The sequence below is a fragment of the Spirillospora sp. NPDC048819 genome, assembly GCF_040650055.1.
Classification (GTDB): domain Bacteria; phylum Actinomycetota; class Actinomycetes; order Streptosporangiales; family Streptosporangiaceae; genus Spirillospora.
The window spans coordinates 16,716-37,302 of sequence record NZ_JBEZGN010000006.1 but is presented as its reverse complement, the minus strand read 5'-3'; the positions used below and the strand labels follow the sequence as shown (position 1 = coordinate 37,302).

General features: G+C 71.6%; 21 protein-coding genes, 1 tRNA gene and 1 other RNA gene. 13 read left to right on the top strand and 10 right to left on the bottom strand.

Annotation, left to right across the window (positions count from 1 at the left end):
* Positions 1-40 precede the first annotated feature (40 nt).
* Both AB0C35_RS10895 and AB0C35_RS10890 read left to right on the top strand, forming a co-directional pair.
* On the top strand, positions 41-1,600 hold the full coding sequence (locus tag AB0C35_RS10895; protein WP_358453018.1) for an HD domain-containing phosphohydrolase: 1,560 nt from the start codon (positions 41-43) through the stop codon (positions 1,598-1,600).
* 78 nt (positions 1,601-1,678) lie between these two features.
* Entirely contained in the window at positions 1,679-1,954 is a 276-nt protein-coding gene (locus AB0C35_RS10890) for a DUF4242 domain-containing protein (protein WP_358453015.1), read from the top strand.
* Positions 1,955-2,031: 77 nt separating this feature from the next.
* Here AB0C35_RS10890 and AB0C35_RS10885 read toward each other — a convergent pair.
* A tRNA-Ser gene (locus AB0C35_RS10885) sits at positions 2,032-2,119 on the bottom strand.
* 10 nt (positions 2,120-2,129) lie between these two features.
* Positions 2,130-2,474 carry a DUF952 domain-containing protein gene (locus tag AB0C35_RS10880; protein ID WP_358453012.1) on the bottom strand — a complete coding sequence of 115 codons (345 nt, stop codon included), beginning with the start codon at positions 2,472-2,474 and terminating at the stop codon, positions 2,130-2,132.
* A 59-nt stretch (positions 2,475-2,533) separates the two neighbouring features.
* On the opposite strand from AB0C35_RS10880, the gene ffs reads away from it, so the two are divergent.
* The 5 genes from ffs to AB0C35_RS10855 all read left to right on the top strand — a co-directional run bounded on the left by ffs (position 2,534) and on the right by AB0C35_RS10855 (position 6,522).
* An RNA gene (gene ffs, locus AB0C35_RS10875) (signal recognition particle sRNA small type) lies at positions 2,534-2,629 on the top strand.
* Between the two features lie 68 nt (positions 2,630-2,697).
* Entirely contained in the window at positions 2,698-4,776 is a 2,079-nt protein-coding gene (locus AB0C35_RS10870; RefSeq protein ID WP_358453010.1) for a DNA polymerase III subunit gamma and tau, read from the top strand.
* Between the two features lie 164 nt (positions 4,777-4,940).
* Positions 4,941-5,354, top strand: coding sequence for a YbaB/EbfC family nucleoid-associated protein (locus AB0C35_RS10865; protein WP_358453007.1), 414 nt, complete (start codon positions 4,941-4,943; stop codon positions 5,352-5,354).
* A gap of 30 nt (positions 5,355-5,384) precedes the next feature.
* Positions 5,385-5,984 (top strand): recombination mediator RecR, encoded by a 600-nt coding sequence (gene recR, locus AB0C35_RS10860; protein ID WP_148350300.1) that lies wholly within the window; start codon positions 5,385-5,387, stop codon positions 5,982-5,984.
* Positions 5,977-6,522: a DUF5063 domain-containing protein gene (locus AB0C35_RS10855; RefSeq protein ID WP_358453004.1), complete on the top strand. Its 546-nt coding sequence runs from the start codon at positions 5,977-5,979 to the stop codon at positions 6,520-6,522. The genes recR and AB0C35_RS10855 overlap by 8 nt, the downstream gene beginning before the upstream one ends.
* 21 nt (positions 6,523-6,543) lie before the next feature.
* Here AB0C35_RS10855 and AB0C35_RS10850 read toward each other — a convergent pair whose 3' ends face one another.
* Together AB0C35_RS10850 and AB0C35_RS10845 are read right to left on the bottom strand one after the other, a co-directional pair.
* Positions 6,544-6,834 (bottom strand): hypothetical protein, encoded by a 291-nt coding sequence (locus AB0C35_RS10850; protein ID WP_358453001.1) that lies wholly within the window; start codon positions 6,832-6,834, stop codon positions 6,544-6,546.
* A gap of 228 nt (positions 6,835-7,062) precedes the next feature.
* A complete protein-coding gene (locus AB0C35_RS10845; RefSeq protein ID WP_358452998.1) occupies positions 7,063-7,557 on the bottom strand; it encodes a helix-turn-helix domain-containing protein in 495 nt (164 codons plus the stop codon).
* Between the two features lie 113 nt (positions 7,558-7,670).
* Here AB0C35_RS10845 and AB0C35_RS10840 point away from each other — a divergent pair, with 113 nt between their 5' ends.
* The 4 genes from AB0C35_RS10840 to AB0C35_RS10825 all read left to right on the top strand — a co-directional run bounded on the left by AB0C35_RS10840 (position 7,671) and on the right by AB0C35_RS10825 (position 12,674).
* On the top strand, positions 7,671-9,092 hold the full coding sequence (locus AB0C35_RS10840) for an MFS transporter (RefSeq protein WP_358452995.1): 1,422 nt from the start codon (positions 7,671-7,673) through the stop codon (positions 9,090-9,092).
* 118 nt (positions 9,093-9,210) lie between these two features.
* Positions 9,211-10,485, top strand: a complete 1,275-nt coding sequence (locus AB0C35_RS10835; RefSeq protein ID WP_358452992.1) for an aspartate kinase — start codon at positions 9,211-9,213, stop codon at positions 10,483-10,485.
* A gap of 256 nt (positions 10,486-10,741) precedes the next feature.
* A complete protein-coding gene (locus tag AB0C35_RS10830) occupies positions 10,742-11,806 on the top strand; it encodes an aspartate-semialdehyde dehydrogenase (RefSeq protein WP_358452990.1) in 1,065 nt (354 codons plus the stop codon).
* Between the two features lie 199 nt (positions 11,807-12,005).
* A complete protein-coding gene (locus tag AB0C35_RS10825; protein ID WP_358452987.1) occupies positions 12,006-12,674 on the top strand; it encodes a TetR family transcriptional regulator in 669 nt (222 codons plus the stop codon).
* 30 nt (positions 12,675-12,704) lie between these two features.
* Here AB0C35_RS10825 and AB0C35_RS10820 read toward each other — a convergent pair whose 3' ends face one another.
* The 6 genes from AB0C35_RS10820 to AB0C35_RS10795 all read right to left on the bottom strand — a co-directional run bounded on the left by AB0C35_RS10820 (position 12,705) and on the right by AB0C35_RS10795 (position 18,362).
* The gene (locus AB0C35_RS10820) at positions 12,705-13,682 is read right to left on the bottom strand and encodes a hypothetical protein (protein WP_358452984.1); all 978 of its coding nucleotides are present in this window, start codon (positions 13,680-13,682) and stop codon (positions 12,705-12,707) included.
* Between the two features lie 161 nt (positions 13,683-13,843).
* Complete coding sequence (locus AB0C35_RS10815) at positions 13,844-15,616, bottom strand: prolyl oligopeptidase family serine peptidase (RefSeq protein ID WP_358452981.1); 1,773 nt, start codon at positions 15,614-15,616, stop codon at positions 13,844-13,846.
* A gap of 79 nt (positions 15,617-15,695) precedes the next feature.
* Positions 15,696-16,457, bottom strand: coding sequence for a MerR family transcriptional regulator (locus AB0C35_RS10810; RefSeq protein ID WP_358452978.1), 762 nt, complete (start codon positions 16,455-16,457; stop codon positions 15,696-15,698).
* A gap of 132 nt (positions 16,458-16,589) precedes the next feature.
* Positions 16,590-16,733 (bottom strand): hypothetical protein, encoded by a 144-nt coding sequence (locus tag AB0C35_RS10805; RefSeq protein WP_358452975.1) that lies wholly within the window; start codon positions 16,731-16,733, stop codon positions 16,590-16,592.
* A 107-nt stretch (positions 16,734-16,840) separates the two neighbouring features.
* A complete protein-coding gene (locus AB0C35_RS10800; RefSeq protein ID WP_358452973.1) occupies positions 16,841-17,116 on the bottom strand; it encodes a hypothetical protein in 276 nt (91 codons plus the stop codon).
* 343 nt (positions 17,117-17,459) lie between these two features.
* Positions 17,460-18,362, bottom strand: a complete 903-nt coding sequence (locus tag AB0C35_RS10795) for a LysR family transcriptional regulator (RefSeq protein WP_358452970.1) — start codon at positions 18,360-18,362, stop codon at positions 17,460-17,462.
* Positions 18,363-18,453: 91 nt separating this feature from the next.
* On the opposite strand from AB0C35_RS10795, the gene AB0C35_RS10790 reads away from it, so the two are divergent.
* A complete protein-coding gene (locus tag AB0C35_RS10790) occupies positions 18,454-19,578 on the top strand; it encodes a diaminopropionate ammonia-lyase (RefSeq protein WP_358452967.1) in 1,125 nt (374 codons plus the stop codon).
* Between the two features lie 110 nt (positions 19,579-19,688).
* Positions 19,689-20,516, top strand: a complete 828-nt coding sequence (locus AB0C35_RS10785) for a MerR family transcriptional regulator (RefSeq protein ID WP_358452964.1) — start codon at positions 19,689-19,691, stop codon at positions 20,514-20,516.
* Positions 20,517-20,587 lie beyond the last annotated feature (71 nt).

The following is a 20,587-nucleotide window of genomic DNA, read 5'->3' as shown; positions in this document are numbered from 1 at the left end:
CATTCACCGGGCGGTCAGGGGGCGGGCGTACGGTTCTCGCATGACCGGTGCGCGCCCGTCCGGGGTGCGGCTCGCCGAACTGGTGGGCGCGCTGTCCCTGGCCGTGGATCTGGGGCTTGGGCAGCCGATGGAGCACGTCGCGCGTTCCTGCCTGCTCGCATGCCGGCTGGGGTCCCGCATGGGGTTGGACGAAGAGGACCGTGCCGCGCTGTACTACACGGCCCTCCTCGGCTGGGTCGGGTGCATAGCCGACAGTCACGACGCCGCGAAATGGTTCGGTGACGACATCGACTACCGGGCCGGGGTCTTCGACGTCGACACCAAACCCCTGCCGTTCCTCGGCTACCTGGTGCGCCGCGCTGGGACGGGCGCGTCACCGGCCCGCCGCGCCGGCGCCAAGGCCGTCGTCACGGTCACCGGGGCGCACTCGCTCAAGGAGACCCTCCGCTCACACTGCCAGGTGACCGCCGCCATCGCCCGCCGTCTCGGGCTCGGCCCCCGCGTGTGCGGCCCGCTGGAGCAGATCTTCGCGCGCTGGGACGGCAAGGGCCTGCCCGCCGGGCTGTCCGGCGACGGCATCGCCATCGCCGTCCGGCTGTGGCATGTCGCCGACGTGACCGAGGTCCATCACCGGCACGGCGGCCTGGACGCCGCGCTCAGGGTCGCCGCCGAGCGCCGCGGCGGCCACTTCGATCCGGGCGTCGTCGCCGAGTTCACCGCGTGCGCGCCCGACCTGTTCGCGGGACTGCCCGAGGGATCCGGCTGGGACGACTTGGTCGCCGCCGAACCGGCCCTGCGTCCCGAACTGTCCGACGGCGAACTCGACACGGCCTTGGAGGTCTTCGCCGACTACGCCGACCTCAAGTCCCCGTACCTGCGCGGCCACTCGCGCGGCGTGAGCTCGCTGGCCGCCGCCGCTGCCGGACGTCTCGGCGTCGACGCCGTCCTGGTCAGGCGTGCCGCCCTCGTCCACGACCTGGGGCGCACCGGCGTCCCCAACACGATCTGGGACAAGCCCGGGCCGCTGACGACGGCCGAGCGGGAACGCGTCCGCCTCTGCCCCCACTACACCGACCGGATGCTCGCCCGCCCGCCGGTCCTCGCGTCGATCGGCGCGGTCGCGGCCCTCGCCCACGAGCGCCTGGACGGCTCAGGCCACCACCGCGGCCTGCCCGCGGCCGCGATCCCGATGCCCGCCCGGGTCCTCGCCGCCGCCGACTGCTACCACGCGATGACCGAACCGCGCCCACACCGCGACGCGCTCACACCGGCCGCCGCGGCGAAGGAACTGCTGGCCGAGGCGTCCGCCGGCCGCCTCGACGCGTCCGCCGTCGACGCCGTCCTCGCCTGCGCGGGCCACCGTCCGTCCCGCCGTCCCGCCGGGCCCGCGGGCCTCACCCCCCGCGAGGTGGACGTCCTGACCCTCCTCGCCCGAGGCGCCTCGAACCGGCAGATCGCCCGCAGCCTGGGCATAAGCCCGAAGACCGCCGGTAACCACATTGAGCACATCTACACCAAGACGGGCGTCTCCACCCGTGCGGCGGCGACCCTGTTCGCCATGGAGAACGGCCTCCTCAACCATGGGGTGAACACCCCATGACGCCGCACTTCACCGGGCCGCACGCTGGGTGATGTCCGCGATGACAGGCACCGCGGACCTCACCCGAAGGAGGGCTCCATGCCCAAGTACGTCATCGAGCGGACCGTCCCGTCGGCCGGCGACCTCGGCCCCGAAGACCTGCAGAAGCTCTCGGCCCAGTCCAACGCCGTCCGGCAGGGCATGACCGGCGACATCCAGTGGGTCCAGTCGTACGTGGCCGAGGACCGCCTCTTCTGCGTCTACAACGCCGAGAACGCGGACCTCATCCGCGAGCACGCCACCCGCGGCGGCTTCCCCTGCGACAACGTCCGCCAGGTCAGCGCGATCATCGACCCCGTCACCGGCGAAGGCTGACCGGCCGCCGGAGCACGAGAAGCTGACCGGCCGGAGCACGAGAAGAGGCCGGTGCCTGCTGGGCACCGGCCTCGGTATGGCGGAGGATGCGAGATTCGAACTCGCGAGGGCGTGAACCCAACACGCTTTCCAAGCGTGCGCCCTAGGCCACTAGGCGAATCCTCCACGGGGAAGCCTACCGGTTCTCGGGCAGTGACCTGACATCAATTACGGCGGAGACGGGGATCGGTCCGTAGACGTGCGGGAAGACCTCGTCGCCGGCGGGTTCGTAGCGGACGGGGGCGTCCAGCCGGGACGCGTCGATCACCAGCAGGACCAGGTCCGAGCGGGGAACCTCCGTGTAGAAGCGGCCGAGGACCCCGTCGACCTGGGCCATGTCGGACGAGCAGTGGACGAATCCCTCGTCGCCGAGCGTCCGCCCGAGCGTCGACATCGTGTACGACACTCCCGTGTCGCGGGCGGCGTCCCAGTGGGTTCGTTCGGCGATGTGCAGGAGCGTGCCGTGCTTCGGGGCGGACATGAGGCGGAGACTACGCGGAAGCGTGGCAATCCTGGGCGGGGGATGCCATAGACTCTTGGGCAGACCCCTCGCATGGCGTCACCCTGTGAACCTCCCCAGGGCCGGAAGGCAGCAAGGATAAACAGGCTCTGGCGGGTGTGCGGGGGGTCCCTTGGTTTAAAGGGACACGCGTCCAGGGACACCGCGTCTGACGCTCTGCTTCTCGAGGGAGGGCGGCTCCCCGATGAGTCTGGCTCTGTACCGCAAGTACCGGCCAGCGACGTTCGCCGAGCTCAAGGGGCAGGAGCACGTCGCCGAGCCCCTGCAACAGGCACTGCGCAACGGCCGGATCAATCACGCGTACCTGTTCAGCGGTCCGCGCGGCTGCGGTAAGACGTCCAGCGCCCGCATCCTCGCCCGCTCGCTGAACTGCGAACAGGGGCCGACCCCCGACCCGTGCGGAAAGTGCGACTCGTGCGTCGCCCTCGGCCCGACGGGAACCGGGCACATCGACGTGATCGAGATCGACGCCGCGTCCCACGGCGGTGTCGACGACGCCCGCGACCTGCGGGAACGGGCCTTCTTCGCCCCGGTGTCGGCGCGCTTCAAGGTGTACATCATCGACGAGGCGCACATGGTCACCCGGGAGGGCTTCAACGCGCTGCTGAAGCTCGTCGAGGAACCGCCGCCGCACCTGAAGTTCGTGTTCGCGACGACCGAGCCGGAGAAGGTCATCGGGACGATCCGGTCCCGGACGCATCACTACCCGTTCCGGCTGATCCCGCCCGGCGTCCTCACCGAACTCGTCGAGGAGATCCTGCGGTCGGAGGACGTCCCGTACGAGGCGTCGGCGCTGCCGCTGGCGGTGCGGGCGGGCGCCGGCTCGGCCCGCGACACCCTGTCGATCCTCGACCAGCTCCTCGCCGGTTCGGACGAGGACGGCATCACCTACGCGCGGGCCGTCTCCCTCCTCGGATACACCGACTCCGCACTCCTGGACGAGGTCATCGCCGCGTTCGCGGCCCGCGACGGCGCCGCCGTGTTCGCCGCCGTCGACCGGGTCGTCGAGAGCGGCCAGGATCCCCGCCGCTTCACCGCCGACCTGCTGGAACGCGTCCGCGACCTGGTGATCCTGTCGAACGTCCCCGAGGCGGGCGGGTCCGGGCTGCTGAACGTCGCGCCGGACGAGCTGGAGCAGATGCGGCGCCAGGCGTCCTCCCTCGGGCCGGGTGAGCTGACCCGCGCGGCGGACCTGCTGCACACCGGCCTCACCGAGATGCGCGGCGCCACGTCCCCGCGGCTGCTGCTGGAACTGATCTGCGCGCGGATCCTGCTGCCCGCCGCATACGAGGACGAGGCGTCGATGTTCGCCCGCCTCGACCGCCTGGAACGCCAAGCCTCCCAAGGCGCCCTCACCGGCGGCCAGGGCGGCGGGGAAGGCATGCCGCAGGCATTCACGCCCGCGCCCGCCCCTGCACCTCAGCGAGCCCCTGCCCAGGGCGGCCCTGCCCAGGGGGGAGGCGGCGATTCCCAGGCGCGGGGAGAGCAGTCCCCGCCCGCCCAGGGGGGCGACCCCACTCCCAGTGTCGACCCCCGCCCGGGCACCGCGCCGCCAGAACAGCGTTCTGTGGATAACCGCCGCAGCGCCGCGAGCACCGACCCCACCGAGAGCGCGGCCACGCCTCCTCCCGGCGGTATGCCGCCCGGCCAATCGGCCAGTCCCGCCGGGGGGATGGACTTCTCCGCGGTGCAGCGGCTCTGGCCGGACGTCGTCGAGGCCGTCAAGCAGAAGAGCCGCGCCACCTGGATGGTCATCATGTCCGGGGTGCAGCCGGTCTCGCTGGACGGGAAGGTCCTCACCCTGGGGTTCGACGCCGAGGGGCGCCGCCTGGGCTTCGTCAACGGGGGCCGCGACGCCGTCCTCCGCGAGGTCTTCAAGGAGCGGATGGGTGTCGACTGGCGGATCGAGACCGTCGTCGGCGGCGCGTCCGCCGGGCCGCCACCCACCCGGCCGGGCCCTAACGGCGGGTTCGGTACGGCGGCCACACCGAACCCGGCTTCACGGCAACAGCCGCGGCCGACAGCCCCGCCGGCCGCCGGGCCGCCCGCCCCGAGGGCCGAAGCGGCCCCGGAACCGCCGCCTCCGCCGGACGAGCCTCCGCCGCCTCCCGAACCCGCCCCGGTGGACGAGAGCGACGAGGTCGACCCCGAGGGCGACGCGGACGCCGACGGCGCGGAGGCCGAGATGAGCGGGATGGCGCTCATCCAGCGTGAGCTGGGCGGCCAGATCATCCGCGAGATCGACAACTCGTCCGCGCCGTAGCGGGATGCGGAACACCCCCGTCCAAGATCTTCCCGGGCGGGCGCACCGGCGACCGTACTTACGGCGGGACGCCGGGAACCCGTAGTCTCGGGGGACGGACATCCGGTGGCTGGCGGAGCGCCAGAGAGAAGGCCCTCTCGGGGGGCCGGAAGAGGGAGTGCACCGTGGAACCCGGTGGTCAGTTGAACATGCAGGAACTGCTCCAGCAGGCGCAGGCCATGCAGGAGCAGCTCTTCAGCGCGCAGCGCGAACTCGCGGAGGCGGAGGTGAAGGGCACCGCGGGCGGCGGGCTCGTCACCGCGACGGTCAACGGGCAGGGCGAGGTCACGGGGCTTTCGATCGACCCGAAGGCCGTCGACCCCGACGACCCGGCCGACACGGCGGAGACCATCGCCGACCTGGTGCTGGCCGCGATCCGCGACGCGGGCCGCGAGGCACAGCAGCTGCAGCAGGAGAAGATGGGACCGCTCGCCGAGGGCCTCGGCGGCGGAGGCGGCATCCCCGGCCTCGGTGGAGGCGGCGGGCTGCCCGGCGGTTTCCCGGGCCTCGGCGGCCCCGGCTCCGGCTCCGGCGCCTGAGCCGGCCGGTACAGAGAAAGGAGGGGTCCGTTGTACGAAGGGGTGGTTCAGAACCTCATCGACGAGCTGGGCAGGCTGCCCGGCGTCGGCCCCAAGAGCGCGCAGCGGATCGCCTTCCACCTCCTCGCCGCCGACCCGGCCGACGTCGAACGTCTCGGCAAGGCGCTCAAGGAGGTCAAGGACAAGGTCCGCTTCTGCAAGACGTGCGGGAACGTCGCGGAAGAGGAGGAGTGCCGGATCTGCCGTGACGCGCGCCGAGACCCGCACGTCATCTGCGTCGTGGAGGAGTCCAAGGACGTCGTCGCGATCGAGAAGACCCGCGAGTTCCGCGGCCGCTACCACGTCCTCGGCGGCGCGATCAGCCCCATCGAGGGCGTCGGCCCGGACGATCTGCGGATCCGCGAGCTGATGCAGCGCCTCGCGGACGGGGCGGTGACCGAGCTGATCCTCGCCACCGACCCCAACCTGGAAGGCGAGGCGACGGCGACGTACCTCGCCCGGCTCGTCAAGCCCATGGGCCTCACCGTCACCCGTCTGGCCAGCGGCCTGCCGGTGGGTGGCGACCTCGAGTACGCCGACGAGGTGACGCTGGGCCGCGCATTCGAAGGACGGAGGCTGCTCGATGTCTGACACCAACAGCCCGCAGGACTGGAACGCCCTCGCCGAACGCGTGGCGTGCCATGTCGACAACTACCTGAACGGACTGGAGGCCGTCGCCCGCGGCGACGGCGGTACGCACACCATCCCGCTGCTTCTCCTTGAGGTGTCGCAGGTCATCCTGGCCGGCGCGCAGCTCGGCGCCAGCGCCGACGTGATCCTTCCCGACAACTGGGAGCCGGAGGTCGGCGACGACCCCGACCTCGACGCCGTCCGGCAGGGCCTGTCGGAGCGGCTCGTGGCCCTGGACGAGTACGTCGAGGTGTTCGACCCGTACAAGGACACCGAGCCCACGTCCTACCGCCTGTCGGACGACCTGGTCGACGTCGCGAGCGACCTCGTCCACGGGCTGCGCCACTACAACCAGGACCGTCCCCTGGAAGCCCTCTGGTGGTGGCAGTACTCCTACTTCAACCACTGGGGGAACCACGCCGGCGCGGCCCTGCGGGCACTGCACGCCTTCGTCGCCAACGCCCGTCTGGACGTCGCCCCCGAGGCGGCCACCGCCTAGCCCGGCGGAGGCGGCCACCGCCTAGCCGGGCATCGCGGGACCGGCCGGCGCGCCCATCGTCCACGCGATGAGCTGCGCCGCCTTCTCGGCGTCCGGGCCGATCTGCCCGCCCGCGTCAGAGCCCCACGCGTACGACCCGAGGCCGGCGTCCCACACGACGTGCGCCTCCTGCCCCCGGTACGCGACGCGCAAGCGTGCGTCGCCGTCGCCGTCGCCGTCCGGACGTGTCGCGGCCAGCTGCGGCGCCCGCCGCCGCAGCGCCGCGTACAGCGAGTCCAGCGGCCCCCTGCGGACCCTGGGCAGCTCGTCCATCAGCTCTCCCATCAGCTCGGTCGCACCCGCGCACGCCCGATCGGGAGGACGCAACGGATCACCGGTGGACGAGATGAACCACGGCACCCCGCCAACCCTGCCGTTAGGTAGACGCTTTGCCCCACTTCCTGGTGGTCCGCCGGGAAGACCGATGATCGCCGGGCTTGCGCCGGTCCCGCGCCGCAGCGGACAAGGCCGGCCGGAGCGTCCGAGCCTCCGGCGGGCGGGTCAGCGGCGGACGGTGAGGACTTCGTGGGCCAGGGCGTCGCGCTCGGCGGCCTCCTGCTCCGCCGCCTCCTTCTCGGCCCGGACGCGGGCGTCGTATGCGGCACGGGCGGAGGCGATCGCGTTCTGGTGCACTTCCGTCCAGGTGACCAGCGAGCGGATCGTCTCGTGCAGGGTCGCACCCATCGGCGTCAGCGCGTAGTCCACACGCGGCGGGACGGTGGGGTGCACGGTGCGGCTGACCAGCCCGTCACGCTCCAGGTGCCGCAGGGTTCTGGCGAGCATCCGCTGGCTGATGCCGTCGATCCTGCGGCGGAGCTCGGTGAACCGCAGTGAGCGCTGGTCCAGCAACGCGATGATCAGCAGCGACCACTTGTCCGCGACGCGCTCCAGGATCTGCCGGACCTCGCAGTCGTTGCGCGTGTGCCATTGCAGGACGTCCTCGTCGGCGGCGGTAACCCCGCAGTAACCGGGGGACGCGAAAGTTCCGTCTTCCATGATGCCCAATGGTGACTGACGATGCTGTCGGTAACAAGAGGGAACCGGCATCCATCAGGGGAACCGGACCCTCCTCCGACAGGAGCCGGCTCATGTCCACATCCTCACCTCCCATGGACAGACGTGCCTGGGCGCAGTTGCTCGTGCTGTGCGGCGCGGTCTTCCTGGAGGGCATCGACGTCGCGATGCTCAACGTCGCGCTGCCGTCGATCCGGGCGGACCTGGGGCTGTCGACCGGGATGCTCAGCGGCGTCATCAGCGCCTACGTGCTCGGCTACGGCGGCTTCATGCTGCTGGGCGGACGCACCGCCGACCTGCTGGGCCACCGCCGCGTGTTCCTCTTCTGGCTGGTCGTCTTCCTGCTGTTCTCGGGGCTCGGCGGGTTCGCCACGAGCGGCTGGATGCTGCTGGCCGCACGGTTCGTCACCGGTGTCGCGTCGGCGTTCATGGCCCCGGCGGGGCTCGCGCTCGTCACCGCCATGTTCCCGGCCGGACCCGCGCGCACCAGGGCGCTCGGCGTCTACGCGGGCACGGCCGCGGGCGGATTCACGCTCGGTCTCGTCGCCGGGGGGCTGCTCACCTCGATCGGCTGGCGCTGGGTGTTCTTCGCGCCGGTCATCCTGGCGGCACTGATCCTGGCCGCGGCGGTCCCGCTGGTCAGGGAGCCTGACGCCGCAGGGCCCCGCGGCTTCTCGGGCGGCTTCGATCTCGTGGGCGCGTTCAGCATCACCGGCGCGATGCTCCTGCTCGCTTACGGGGTCGTCCGGCTGGAACGCCCCGGCGACGGCGCGGCGCTGACCGCGGGCGTCTTCGCCGCCGGCCTGGCGCTCCTCGCCGCGTTCGTCGCGATCGAGCACAGGGCCGCGCAACCGCTCGTCCGACTCGGGATCCTCCGCTCGGCGGCACTGGTGCGGACGGACCTGAGCGCGCTGCTGTTCATCGGCGCCTTCGCGGGCTTCCAGTTCCTGATGACGTTGTACCTGCAGGAACTCCGTGGCTGGACGACCTGGCAGACCGGCCTGGCCATGCTCGTCCTCGGCATCGACACCGTCCTCGCTCCCACCCTGACGCCGCGCCTGGTGAATCGCTTCGGCAACATCCGCGTCCTGCTCGGTGGCCTCGTCCTCGCGGCCGTCGCGTACGGGCTGTTCCTGCCCGTCGGCCTCGACTGGGCCTACACGACCATGTTCCCGATCATGGGATTGCTGGGGATGGCGTTCGCCCTGGCCTACGGCCCGCTGACGATGGCCGCCACGGAAGGCGTCGACGAGAGCGAACACGGCCTGGCCGGCGGCCTGTTCTACACGGCGATCCAGTTCGGCACGGCGCTCGGCATCTCCGCGGTGACCGCCGTCCAGGTCGCCGCGCTGGGCGGCGACGGCTCACCGGGCGCGGGCCTCGACGCCCTCCGGACCGCACTGGCCGTCCCCTTCGCGGCCGCCCTCGTCGCAGCCGTGATCACCGCGTTCGGCCTCCGCGCCCGCTCCGCTCAGACCGCGGAACCCGCGCACGCTCCCATCAAGATCACCACTTAGGAAGCCGCCGATGCGGACATGCGCCGTCCGCGAGAGTTACCTGCCCGTAATCCATTCCGGACGGCTCGGTAGACTCTTCGTTCGGTACGCCTGACCCCGATCCGAGGAGCGCCCACTCGTGGCTCTAATCGTGCAGAAGTACGGTGGCTCCTCCGTCGCCGACGCCGATGGCGTCAAGCGGGTCGCCCAGCGCATCGTCGCGACGAAGAAGGCGGGCAACGACGTGGTCGTCGTCGTGTCCGCCATGGGTGACACGACGGATGATCTCATCGATATGGCCAAGCAGGTCAGCCCCCTGCCGCCGGGCCGTGAGCTGGACATGCTGCTCACCGCGGGCGAGCGGATCTCGATGGCCCTGCTGGCCATGGCCATCGCGAACCTGGGCCACGAGGCCCGCTCGTTCACCGGCTCACAGGCGGGTGTGATCACCGACGGCTCGCACGGCAAAGCGAAGATCATCGATGTGACGCCGGGGCGGATCCGGACCGCGCTGGACGAGGGCTCGATCTGCATCGTGGCCGGTTTCCAGGGCGTCTCACAGGGCACCAAGGACATCACGACGCTCGGCCGCGGCGGGTCCGACACCACCGCGGTCGCGCTGGCGGCCTCGCTGGACGCCGACGTCTGCGAGATCTACTCCGACGTCGACGGCGTCTTCACCGCCGACCCGCGCATCGTGCCCGCCGCCCACAAGATTCCGAAGATCTCCTACGAGGAGATGCTGGAGATGGCGGCGAACGGTGCGAAAATCCTGCACCTGCGCTGCGTGGAGTACGCGCGTCGCTACAACATCCCGATCCATGTGCGGTCCTCGTTCAGTCAGAAGGAAGGCACCTGGGTCGTCGACAGCAGCGAGATCGAAGGACACGACATGGAGCAGGCGATCATCTCCGGCGTCGCCCACGACCGGAGCGAAGCCAAGATCACCGTGGTGGGGGTTCCGGACAAGGTCGGTGAGGCCGCCGCGATCTTCACGGTGCTGTCCGACGCCGAGATCAACATCGACATGATCGTGCAGAACGTGTCGGCGGCGTCCACCGGCCGCACCGACATCTCGTTCACGCTGCCGTCCACCGACGGGCAGACGGCGCTGACCGCGCTCAACAAGCTGAAGGACCGCATCGGGTTCGAGTCGCTCCGCTACGACGACCGGATCGGCAAGGTCTCGCTGATCGGCGCGGGGATGCGCTCGCACCCCGGTGTGACGGCCAAGCTGTTCGGCGCGATCGCCGAGGCGGGGGTCAACATCGAGATGATCTCCACCTCGGAGATCCGCATCTCCGTCGTCGTCGCCCAGGACGACGTCGACACCTCGGTCGCCGCGGCGCACCACGCGTTCGACCTCGACGCCGAGCAGGTCGAGGCCGTCGTCTACGGAGGCACCGGCCGCTGACCACCGTGAAGGCCGCGCGGGCCCGGGGGCGCCCTGACCCGCGCGGCTTTTGCGTTCCCGCGCCCTCTACCGGGGGTTCGCCCTCTAAGACGTGCATGGTTCCGCTCCGGGCTTGGTGAGGATGCGGGGGCCGCGGGCGTGCGCGAATCGGGGGTTCGGGCGCGTCACATGACGCAGCCGGACGCCCGGGGCGGTGGCAGCATGCGTCCGGGAACCGGTCGCGGACGGCGGTAGTTCAGTGGATGTGAGTGCGACGATGGGCTCGACTTCCGGGCCGCCGACCCTCGCGGTCGTCGGCGCCACGGGGGCGGTCGGGGCGGTGATGCTCGATCTGCTGTCCACCCGCCGGGACGTGTACGGCGAGATCCGGCTCGTTGGTTCGGAACGTTCCGCCGGGCGGACGCTGCGGGTGCGCGGTGAGCGGGCCGAGGCGGTCGCGCTCACCCCCGAGGTCTTCGACAATGTCGACATAGCGACGTTCGCCGTGCCGGCGGCGGTGGCGGAGGAGTGGGCGCCGGTCGCGGCGGCGCGCGGCGCGGTGGCGGTCGACGGCTCCCCCGCGTTCCGGGCGAGCCCGGACGTTCCACTCGTCGTCCCCGAGGTGAATCCCGAGCGCGTGCGGGAACGTCCGCGCGGCATCGTCGCGGGCCCGGGATGTACGACGCTGGCGATGATCGTCGCGATCGGCGCGCTGCACCGGCGGTACCGGTTGCGCGAACTGGTCGTCGCGTCCTACCAGGCGGCGTCCGGGGCGGGCCGGCACGGCCTCGACACGCTGTACGCGCAGATGGACAAGGTCGGCGGTGACCGCGCGCTGGGCAACCGGGCCGGCGACATCCGCGGCGTGGTCGGTGACCTGGGCCCGTTCCCGGCGCCGCTCGCGATGAACGTCGTGCCGTGGGCGGGGACGCACGAGGACGGCGGCTGGACGTCCGACGAGGTCGGCATCAGGGACGAGACCCGGAGGATCCTCGGGCTGCCCGCACTGAAGGTGTCGGCGACCTGCGTCCGCGTCCCGGTTGTCACGGGGCATTCGATGGCCGTCCACGCGGTGTTCGAGGAACGGACCGACCAGCGGGAGGCGCAGGAGATCCTCGCGCGGTCGCCCGGTGTGGTGCTGTGCGACAACCCGGAGACGCACGAGTTCCCGACACCGTCCGACGTCGTCGGCACCGACCCGACGTGGGCGGGACGCGTCCGCCGCTCGCTCGACGACCCGCAGGCGCTGGACCTGTTCCTCTCCGGCGACAACCTCCGCCAGGGCGCGGCGGTGAACACCGCGCAGATCGCCGAGCTGATCGCCGCCGAACCCACTCCGTGACACCGGGGCGGCCGAAGCCGGTGGTCACCCGGCCGGAGCGCGGGGATCGCGCCGGAGCGCGAGGCCCGGAACCGCATGGCGGAGCGGGCGTCCGGGCAGGACGGCCGGAGGGCCGGGCCGCGGCGTCCGCCGCTTCGGGCGGTCGCGGCGGCCTTCTCAGAATGAGCACGACGGCGTGGCGGGCTTTAGGGTGGCATGCGTGACCGAGACGAAGGCCGTGAAGTCCGAGCAGACGCGGTCCCTGATCGTCGAGACGGCGCTCCGGCTGTTCAGGGAACGCGGATACGAGGCGACGACGATGCGGGCGATCGCCAAGGAGGCGGGCGTCTCGGTCGGCAACGCCTACTACTACTTCGGCTCCAAGGAAGAGCTGATCCAGGCGTACTACGACGAGTTGCAGGACGAGCACCTCGCGGCCTGCCGGGCCGTCCTCGACGCGGAGACGGAGTTCGCGCGGCGGCTGCTGGGCGTGCTGAGGGCCCGCGTCGACACGATGGTCCCCTACCACGAGTTCGCGGGGAAGTTCTTCAAGTTCGCCGCCGAGCCGACGAGCCCGCTCAACCCGTTCAGCGCCGAGTCGGGCCCGGCCCGCGAGTCGGCGGTCGCGATCTACCGCGAGGTCGTGGAGGGCTCCGACCTGAAGATCGACAAGGAGTTCCGGGCGGAGCTGCCCGAGCTGCTGTGGATCTACTCGATGGGCATCGTCCTGTACTGGGTGCACGACAGCTCGCCGGGCTGCCGCAAGACGTACCTGCTCGTGGAGCGGACGGTCCCGCTCGTCAACCGCATGGTGTCGATGTCGCGCATGCCCGGCTTCAAGTCGGTGACGCGGGAGCTGGTCGGCATCATCCGCGAGGTCCGCGCCTGACGGCGGTGCCGTCGGGTTCAGCAGCCGGGGTCACCGGAAGGTGATGTCCCAGTGGTCCTTCTCGCGGGCGAACAGGACGCCGTCCGATGAGCGGTAGAGTTCGGCGCCGTCGCCCCGGACGCCGGCGAACGGATGGCGCTTGATCGCCCGGTCGACGCAGCGTCCAGGCGCGATGTCGGCCTTGTAGCCGTTCCAGTGGCTGCGCGGGCCGCTCGCGTGGCCGCGCTCGGTGCCGCCGGTGACGGTGATCTCGCAGCCGCTCGACTCCGCGAAGCCGATCAGTCCTTTGATCGTCCCCCAGCGGATGTTCTCGAACGATGTGCAGGTCGTGACGTTCCGGTCGGAGCAGCCGCCGGTCGAAGTCCAGCGGATGCCGTTGCCGCGCAGGATGTCCTCGACGAACTGCTGCTCCAGGCGCCTCGACTCGGGGATGTTCAGCGCCGCGGCGTCCGGACGCGCGATGCCCGCCGGGGCGGCGGCGTTCTCGGGCGCGGTGCCCTGAGCGGGCGCCTGCTGCGGGGCGGGATCCCGAGGTGCGGCGCCCTGAGATGCGGCGCCTGCGGGCCCCGAGCCCGGGAAGGCCGTGCCCGGGAGCGTGGCGTCTTGCGGCGGGACGCCCGGCGATGCGGCGTTCTGGGGTGGGACGTCCCGTGGTGCGGTGTTCTGCAGAAGAGTCGCCGGCTCGTGATCGGGCTTCGGCCTTGGAAGGTCCTGTTCCGGGCCCGCGAAACGTCCGATGGACGCGGGCCGCTGGTTCGGGACGAACGCGGCCGTCAGTACGGCGCGCAGGCTCGGCCCAGGTGCGGGAGATGCCCGGCGAGGGAGCGGCTCGGGTCTGGCCGCCGGAACGGCGGCGGATGCCCGTGCAGGTGCGGTGATGAGGATCGTGGTTGCGATGGCCAGGCCGCTCACCAGGGCCGTCACGCGGAACGCCGGGCCGTGCGGCCCGGGTTTTCGGTGGACGGCGGCCTGCCGGACGAGCGCATGGACGTGCTGAAGCCGTGTCATGTGATCCCCCCGATCGACGACGGTCGAGCGCCGGGGGGCGAGCCGGGTCCTTGGCCTCCGTCGGCCGGCTCACTGCTCACTAGCGGCCGGACGGAGGAATGCCCGGCCTTCGATCTTGTAAACCCGGGGACGGACGAGGCTCTCGCCCGTCCCCGGATAGATCACGACATGCCTAGATGCTTCCGTACAAAGCCGATTTCGGCGGCCATCTGGGTGATCCGCTCCTCGACGACGAGGGAGCCGTGCCCGGCGTCGTACCGGTACACCTCGTGCGGGTGGCCCAGCTCGCCGAGCCGCCCGAGGTAGTTGTCGATCTGCCGGATGGGGCAGCGCGGGTCGTTCTCCCCGGCGAGGATCATCACCGGCGCCTTGACCCGCGAGACGTAGGTGATCGGGGACGATTCGCGGTAGCGGTCCGGGACCTCGTCCGGGGAGCCGCCGAACAGCGACCGGTCGAACGCCTGCAGGCCCTCCATCTCGTCCTCGTACGCGGCGATGTAGTCGGCGACGGGGACGGCCGCGACGCCGACGCTCCAGTCGTCCGGCTGCATGCCGACGCCGAGCAGGGTGAGGAACCCGCCCCACGACCCGCCCGTCAGGACGAGCCGCGCCGGGTCGGCGAGCACGCTGGACACCGCCCAGTCGCGGACGGCCTTGATGTCCTCCAGCTCGGTAAGCCCGACACGTCCCTCAATGGCGTCGCGCCACTCCGACCCGTAGCCCGTCGACCCCCGGTAGTTGACGCGGACGACGGCGAACCCGTGGTCGACCCAGGCGGCGACGGGCGCGACGAACGAGTCGTCGTCCTGCGCGGTCGGCCCGCCGTGGACGTCGAACACCGTCGGGTGGGGGCGGTCGCCATCCGGCTTGCTGACCAGCGCGTGGATGCGGCCGCCCGGGCCGTCCACCCACACGTCCTCGACCGGGACGGACGGCGGCGCGGCCGGCCCGGGCGGGGTGAGGACGACCGCGCCGGACGTCGACCTGATCACCGGCGGTTCGGCGGCGGACGACCAGGAGAACTCGACGGTCCCGTCCGGCCGGACGTCCGCGCCGCCGAGCACCCCGCGCGGCGTGTCGATCTTCGTGAGGGTCTCGTCGGACAGGTCGTAGCGGTACAGCTCGTCGCGCGCCTCGTACGAGTGGGAGATCAGCAGGGCCGTGCCGTCCGGGTACCAGCCGGCGCCGATCTCGCCGGGCAGGTCGAGGACGATCTCCTGTTCGGTGCCGATGACCGGGTCCCAGATCAGCATCTCGTCCCGGCCGCGCCGCTCATGGTTGACCAGGAGCCGCGAATCCCCCTCGACCGGGGCGAACCCGGCCCCGTAGACGCCCTTGCCGGGACCGTCCCACAGGTCGCGGACCGTGGCGCCGTCGGGACGCACCACGCGCAGGGCCATGTGGCGGCTGTCGCCGTGCTCGCTGTGCCCGATCGCGATGAGGCTCTCCCCCCGCGAGAGCGCGGCGACGTGCGCGTCTTCCGCATGGTGGTAGAGCACCTCGGGTGAGGCGCCGGCCTGGCACAGGTAGATCGTGTTGCCCTCGTCGGTCGTCCGCCCGATGACGGCGAGACCCGTCCGGCCCAGGCACAGCCCGGACGGGTACGACGGCTCCAGTTCGGGGACGGCGGGGACGCTCTCGGCCCCCTCCTCCGCATCGAACGGGACGCGTTTCCACACACCGAACTCGTCGCCGTCGGTATCGGCGAACCACCAGACCCATTCACCGGACGGGTCGATGGTGCCCATCCACGTGCCGTTCGGGCGTTCGGTCACCTGACGTTGCGCGCCGGTGTCACGGTCCCACGTGTAGATTTCCCAAGTCCCGGTGACGTTCGACCGGTAGATGCTGTGGCTCGGGGCGTCTCGCGCCCATCGGGGCAGGCTCATCCGGGCGGCCCGGAATCGCGCCTTCCAGCGTTCGTCGTCGACCATCTCCCCGATGGTACGGCCGATCAGACGTCCGTCGACACCTTGGCGGCCCCGTCATGCCGAACGGCCGTCCCGGGCCCGCTCAGGGGGTGGCGAGGCGGCCGAGGAGCTGGTCGATCGCGGCGCGGACCTGCCGGTCCATGGCACGGGCGAAGCCCGCCTCGACGGTGACCTGGGCGCCGGGGCGCAGCCGGGCGAGGGTGTCGGTGAGATCACCGAGGTCCTGGTCGTCGATGCGCCCGACGACGTGCGTGGCGATCAGCCGGATGAACATCGCGGCGAGGTCGTCCATGCTGCGCTGGAGTTCCAGCCCGGCCGAAAGGACCTCTTCCAGGGGAACCCCCGCCTGGACGAGCGTCACCGTCGCCTCCAGTTGGCGGCGGCTCCAGTGGGTGACGCGGTCGCCGTCCACCTCGATGTGGCCCAGGGCGACGGCCCTCTCCACGGACTTCGGGTCGACCTCGCCCGGGAACAGCGCGGCCAGCTCGTCCAGCGTCATCGTCACCGGAACCTCCTGCGACCACGGCGTCGTGACGGCCTTCTCGACGCCGAGGACGGTGCCGATGTCGCGGCCCTGCTCCCACGCCGACAGCAGTTCGCGGATGCCTTCGAGGGTGTGGCCGCGTTCGAGCAGGTTCCCGATCATGCGGAGGCGCGCCAGGTGGTCCTCGGAGTAGAGGCCGATGCGTCCCTCGCGGCGCGGCGGCGGCAGCAGCTTGCGCTCCTGGTAGTAACGCAGCGTCCGCACCGGAACTCCGGCGGCCTTCGCGAGTTCGCCGATGCGGTACTCGCGGCCATCGCCGCCGGGGTGGCCGTCTTGATCCTCGGTCGGCTCTTCGCTCACGGCCGCAAGCATAGTTCGCGCCCGCGGCCGGTCACGCCCCGTGCCGCCCGCCGGGCGCATGGTGATCGTGACCGCGCACGTCAGAGCCCTGTCAGAGTTTCCCCGGACGGCAGGCCGTTCGCGGGTCGGCGGCTAGGTGACGCGCCGGACGGTCATGGTCTTGCGTCGTCGGCGCCTGAGCTTGTCGTTCGCGGCCTGGGACGCCTCGGTGGCGAGCAGGTCGCGGAGCGAACGCGGGACGATGTCCTCGCGCCGGTCGGTGAACGGTGAACGCATCGGCTTCCTCCCATTTCGTGGAACTGTCAGGCGTCGTGGGGGGTGGTCGGATGTCGTGCGGTGCGGTTCAGGTGGTCGCCGCACCGGTCAGGCGGCCGTGGGAGCGGTCAGGCGGCGGTGACGAGGTCGCGGCGGTAGGCCTCGGACACGGTGGTGAGCGCCCAGCGCATCCGCTGGAGGTAGGTCTCGGGGTGGTCACCGGCCTCCTGGGCGACGACGGCGACGCAGGCGGTGCGGTCACCGCCGCACGCGCCGAACCGGTCGCCGATGGCGGCGCGGACCTGCTCGGCGGAGGGGTGGTCGGATTCCTGGAGCCCGCAGCAGAACAGGATCTCGGCCAGGTCGGAGGTGGTGAGCGAGGTGAGGGTCGGCGTGTTCGACATCTTTGCCTTCTTCCTGCGGAGGGGGGCCTCGTCCCCTGCTGCTGAATATGACTCTGCCCGCGGGGCGAATTAATCGCCATCGGGGTAAACCCCCAACCGGGGTGGAGTAATCCCCCGGGAGACCCGTAGTCAAGGCCACCCGCACGGGTATCAGTTTAGCAGAACGGAACGCTTCATTCCAGAATCGAGAGTCTTTGTACAGGGGCTGTGACCTGGGCTTTTGAAGAAAATCTGTCGGGAGGTCATACCCCTGAGACGAACCCTGGCCGCGGGGGCGAACTCAGGCCGCGGGGGACGTGGCGGCGGGATGCCACGGGACGGTAATAATCGTCATACGTCCAGGCTAGTTCCGCTCTGCAAATCCGCCGGCGAGCGCGTCGCGGAAGGCGCGCACGGCCGGGTGCGAGCCGCCTCCCCGACGGGACGCGGTGAACAGGCGGCGGACACGCTCCCCCTCCGGAAGCCGTACGACCGGCACCGTCGGCGGACGCCCCGACCACACGAGCCCCGGCAGCAGCGCGGCGGCGTGACCGCGCTCGGCCAACCGGAGATGCAGCAGCAGGTCCGTGGACTCGAACCGCACGTCCGGCTCGAACCCCGCCGCGCGGCAGAGCCGCGTCGCCCACCGCCGGGACGCGGTGCCGCCGGGCTCCATGACCCACGGCACCCCCGCGAGATCCGCCAGCCCTGCACCGCCCGGCCCCCGGTCGGCCGGTGCGGGGAGGGCGAGGGTCATCTCGTCCTCGCCGAGTTCCGCGTACTCGATCCCGGCCGGGCGCGGGCTCGGGTCGCCCGGGTACTCCTCGGTGATCACCAGGTCGAAGTCCCGTGCGAGCAGCCCCGGGAGGGCGCTCTCCGGCTCCCGCTGAGTGATCTCCACGCGCAGCCGCGGATGGGCGTCGCGCAGCAGGCTGAGCGCGTCCGGGACGAGCGCGAGCGCGGCGGTCTGGAACGCCGCGACGCGGAGCACCCCCGTGATGCCCCGCAGGGACGCGGCGAGGTCGGCCTCCGCGCGTTCGAGGCGTTCCAGCACGGCCTCGGTGTGCGCGACGAGGATCTCCGCCTGCGCCGTCAACCGGACACGCCGCCCCACCGGCTCCAGCAGCGGCACGCCGGCCTCCTTCTCCAGGACGGACAGCTGCTGCGAGATCGACGACGGGCTGTAGGAGAGGGCCTCGGCGACGGCGGCGAGCGTCCCGCGATGCTTCAGCTCGCGGAGCAGCCGGAGCCGGTGGAGATCCAGCACGGAGACCCTCCCATTCATCGGTTCAGCTGATGATTATCGCTCGGAAACATTCGCTGGACCGACCATAGGAGCCTGCGGAAGCGTGTGTCCCATGGTTACGGCTCCCGCCTCGCTCGGACTGTCCTGGTTCGCCCGTCCGGCCGCCAGGGCATGGACGTGCCCGCCGGCCCCCGCCGACGTCGCGTCCTTCCACCGGGCGCTCCCCGGTTACGCCCCGACACTGCTCGTGGAACTGCCGTCCCTGGCCGCCGAACTGGGGGCCGGACGGCTGTTCGTGAAGGACGAGTCGTCCCGCCTGGGGCTGCCCGCGTTCAAGATCCTCGGCGCCTCGTGGGGCGTGCACCGGGCGCTCTGCGACCACTACGGACTGCCGCCCGGCGGCCCGCTCGTGCGGCCCCGCGATCTTCCAGGCCGGTCGTCCGTGCGGCTCGTCACGGCGACGGACGGCAACCACGGCCGCGCGGTCGCCGCCATGGCCCGCATGCTCGGCCTCGCCGCGGACGTCTACGTGCCGCACGGCGTCCACCCGGCGGCCGTCGCCGCCATCAAGGAGGAGGACGCGGGAGTCACCGAGGTGCCGGCGCCTTACGACGAGGCGGTCCGGCTCGCGGCGGACGTCGCGGCCTCCGACCCCTCGGCGCTGCTCGTCCAGGACACCGCCTGGCCTGGGTACGAGCGCGTCCCGCAGTGGATCGTCGACGGCTACTCCACACTCTTCACCGAAATCGACGAACAACTCGCCGCAGCCGACGCGGCCCCCGCGGGCCTTGTCGCCGTCCCAGCCGGAGTGGGTTCGCTAGCCCAGGCAGCCGTGACCCACTACAGGGCTGGACGAACCGCACCCACCGTGCTCTGCGTGGAACCCGATGCGGCGCCGTGCGTGTTGACGAGCCTCCACCACGACCGTCCGGTCACCGTCGAGACCGGATCGACCACCATGGCGGGGCTCAACTGCGCCACGCCATCCAGCCTTGCCTGGCCGTTCCTCCGCTCAGGCGTGGACGCGGCCGTAGCGGTCACCGACGCCGCCACCGCACGCGCAGCCCGCGACCTGGCCGCTCTCGACGTGCCCGCCGGTCCTTGCGGTGCGGCCTCCCTGGCCGGTGCCCGCGCAGCCCTCACTCCGCGACACCGCCCGGCCCTAGCGCCCGAACACAGGGGAACGATCGTCCTGCTGAGCACGGAAGGCTCGACGGCCAACCCCGTGCGCTCGTGAGCGTCCGCCGCCGCGAGCAGCAGCATCCGGCCCCCGCGTCACCATTACAGCGCCAATTGTTAGGGTCGGGCGACGTCGGCATCGAGGTTGACCCGGATGATCGAGGACGTGTGCAGATCCAGGACGCCGAGCGTGACGGTGACGGAGCCGGAGCAGCAGCCGGGGACGGGGACGGCGGACGGGACGAGAGCGGCCGGCACCGCGAGTACCGCGTCGAGGAGCTCGCGGCGGAGGCGGGAGTCCCCGTCCGCACGCTGCGCTACTACCAAGAACGGCGGCTGCTCCCCGCGCCGCGCCGCCAGGGGAGGGTCGCGCTCTACTCCACGGCCCACCTGGAGCGCCTGCGGCTGATCGCCGAACTCCTCGACCGCGGCTACCGCCTGGACGGCATCGAGGAGCTGATCGCCGCGGCGGGCGAGGGACGCGACGTCACCGAGCTGCTCGGCTTCGAGTGGGCGGCGGCCACACCTTGGGCGGACCGGAACGCGGCCGAGATGAGCATGACGGAACTGGCCGCGCTCTTCCCGGGCCAGGTCACCCCGGAGATCCTCGCCGAAGCCACCGAACTCGGCCACATCACGGTCCGGGGCGACCGCGTCCTGATCAACAGCCCGCGGCTGTTCGACGCGACCGTCGAGCTCGTCCGGGCCGGGATTCCGCTCGCCTCGATCCTTGCCTTGACCTGGGAACTCGAGGCCTCCTTCGACCGGATGGCCTTCAGTTTCGTGCAACTGGTCCGCGGCCACCTGCTGGACCGGCTGCCCGGAGGGCGCGACGAGCCGTCCGCGGACGACCTCGACCGGCTCGCCGAGCTTGTGGGGCGGCTGCGGCCCGTCGCCAGGACCGTCGCCGACGAACATTTCGCCCGCGCGATGGACCGGCGCCTCACCAAGGACATTACGGAGATAAGGGAGCGAATCCGGCCTACGCGCCGGTAACATACCCCTACCGCGCTCGCGCGGATTGGTCTACTCTCGGCCAACGCTTCCAGTTGTGACTGGAAACAGGT

Excerpts from the sequence above, each read along its gene's own strand:
- AB0C35_RS10895 (WP_358453018.1), top strand. The coding sequence starts at position 41 with ATGACCGGTGCGCGCCCGTCCGGGGTGCGGCTCGCCGAACTGGTGGGC.
- AB0C35_RS10890 (WP_358453015.1), top strand. The coding sequence starts at position 1,679 with ATGCCCAAGTACGTCATCGAGCGGACCGTCCCGTCGGCCGGCGACCTC.
- AB0C35_RS10880 (WP_358453012.1), bottom strand. The coding sequence starts at position 2,474 with ATGTCCGCCCCGAAGCACGGCACGCTCCTGCACATCGCCGAACGAACC.
- AB0C35_RS10870 (WP_358453010.1), top strand. The coding sequence starts at position 2,698 with ATGAGTCTGGCTCTGTACCGCAAGTACCGGCCAGCGACGTTCGCCGAG.
- AB0C35_RS10855 (WP_358453004.1), top strand. The coding sequence starts at position 5,977 with ATGTCTGACACCAACAGCCCGCAGGACTGGAACGCCCTCGCCGAACGC.
- AB0C35_RS10850 (WP_358453001.1), bottom strand. The coding sequence starts at position 6,834 with ATGGACGAGCTGCCCAGGGTCCGCAGGGGGCCGCTGGACTCGCTGTAC.
- AB0C35_RS10845 (WP_358452998.1), bottom strand. The coding sequence starts at position 7,557 with ATGGAAGACGGAACTTTCGCGTCCCCCGGTTACTGCGGGGTTACCGCC.
- AB0C35_RS10840 (WP_358452995.1), top strand. The coding sequence starts at position 7,671 with ATGGACAGACGTGCCTGGGCGCAGTTGCTCGTGCTGTGCGGCGCGGTC.
- AB0C35_RS10830 (WP_358452990.1), top strand. The coding sequence starts at position 10,742 with ATGGGCTCGACTTCCGGGCCGCCGACCCTCGCGGTCGTCGGCGCCACG.
- AB0C35_RS10820 (WP_358452984.1), bottom strand. The coding sequence starts at position 13,682 with ATGACACGGCTTCAGCACGTCCATGCGCTCGTCCGGCAGGCCGCCGTC.
- AB0C35_RS10815 (WP_358452981.1), bottom strand. The coding sequence starts at position 15,616 with ATGGTCGACGACGAACGCTGGAAGGCGCGATTCCGGGCCGCCCGGATG.
- AB0C35_RS10805 (WP_358452975.1), bottom strand. The coding sequence starts at position 16,733 with ATGCGTTCACCGTTCACCGACCGGCGCGAGGACATCGTCCCGCGTTCG.
- AB0C35_RS10800 (WP_358452973.1), bottom strand. The coding sequence starts at position 17,116 with ATGTCGAACACGCCGACCCTCACCTCGCTCACCACCTCCGACCTGGCC.
- AB0C35_RS10790 (WP_358452967.1), top strand. The coding sequence starts at position 18,454 with ATGGTTACGGCTCCCGCCTCGCTCGGACTGTCCTGGTTCGCCCGTCCG.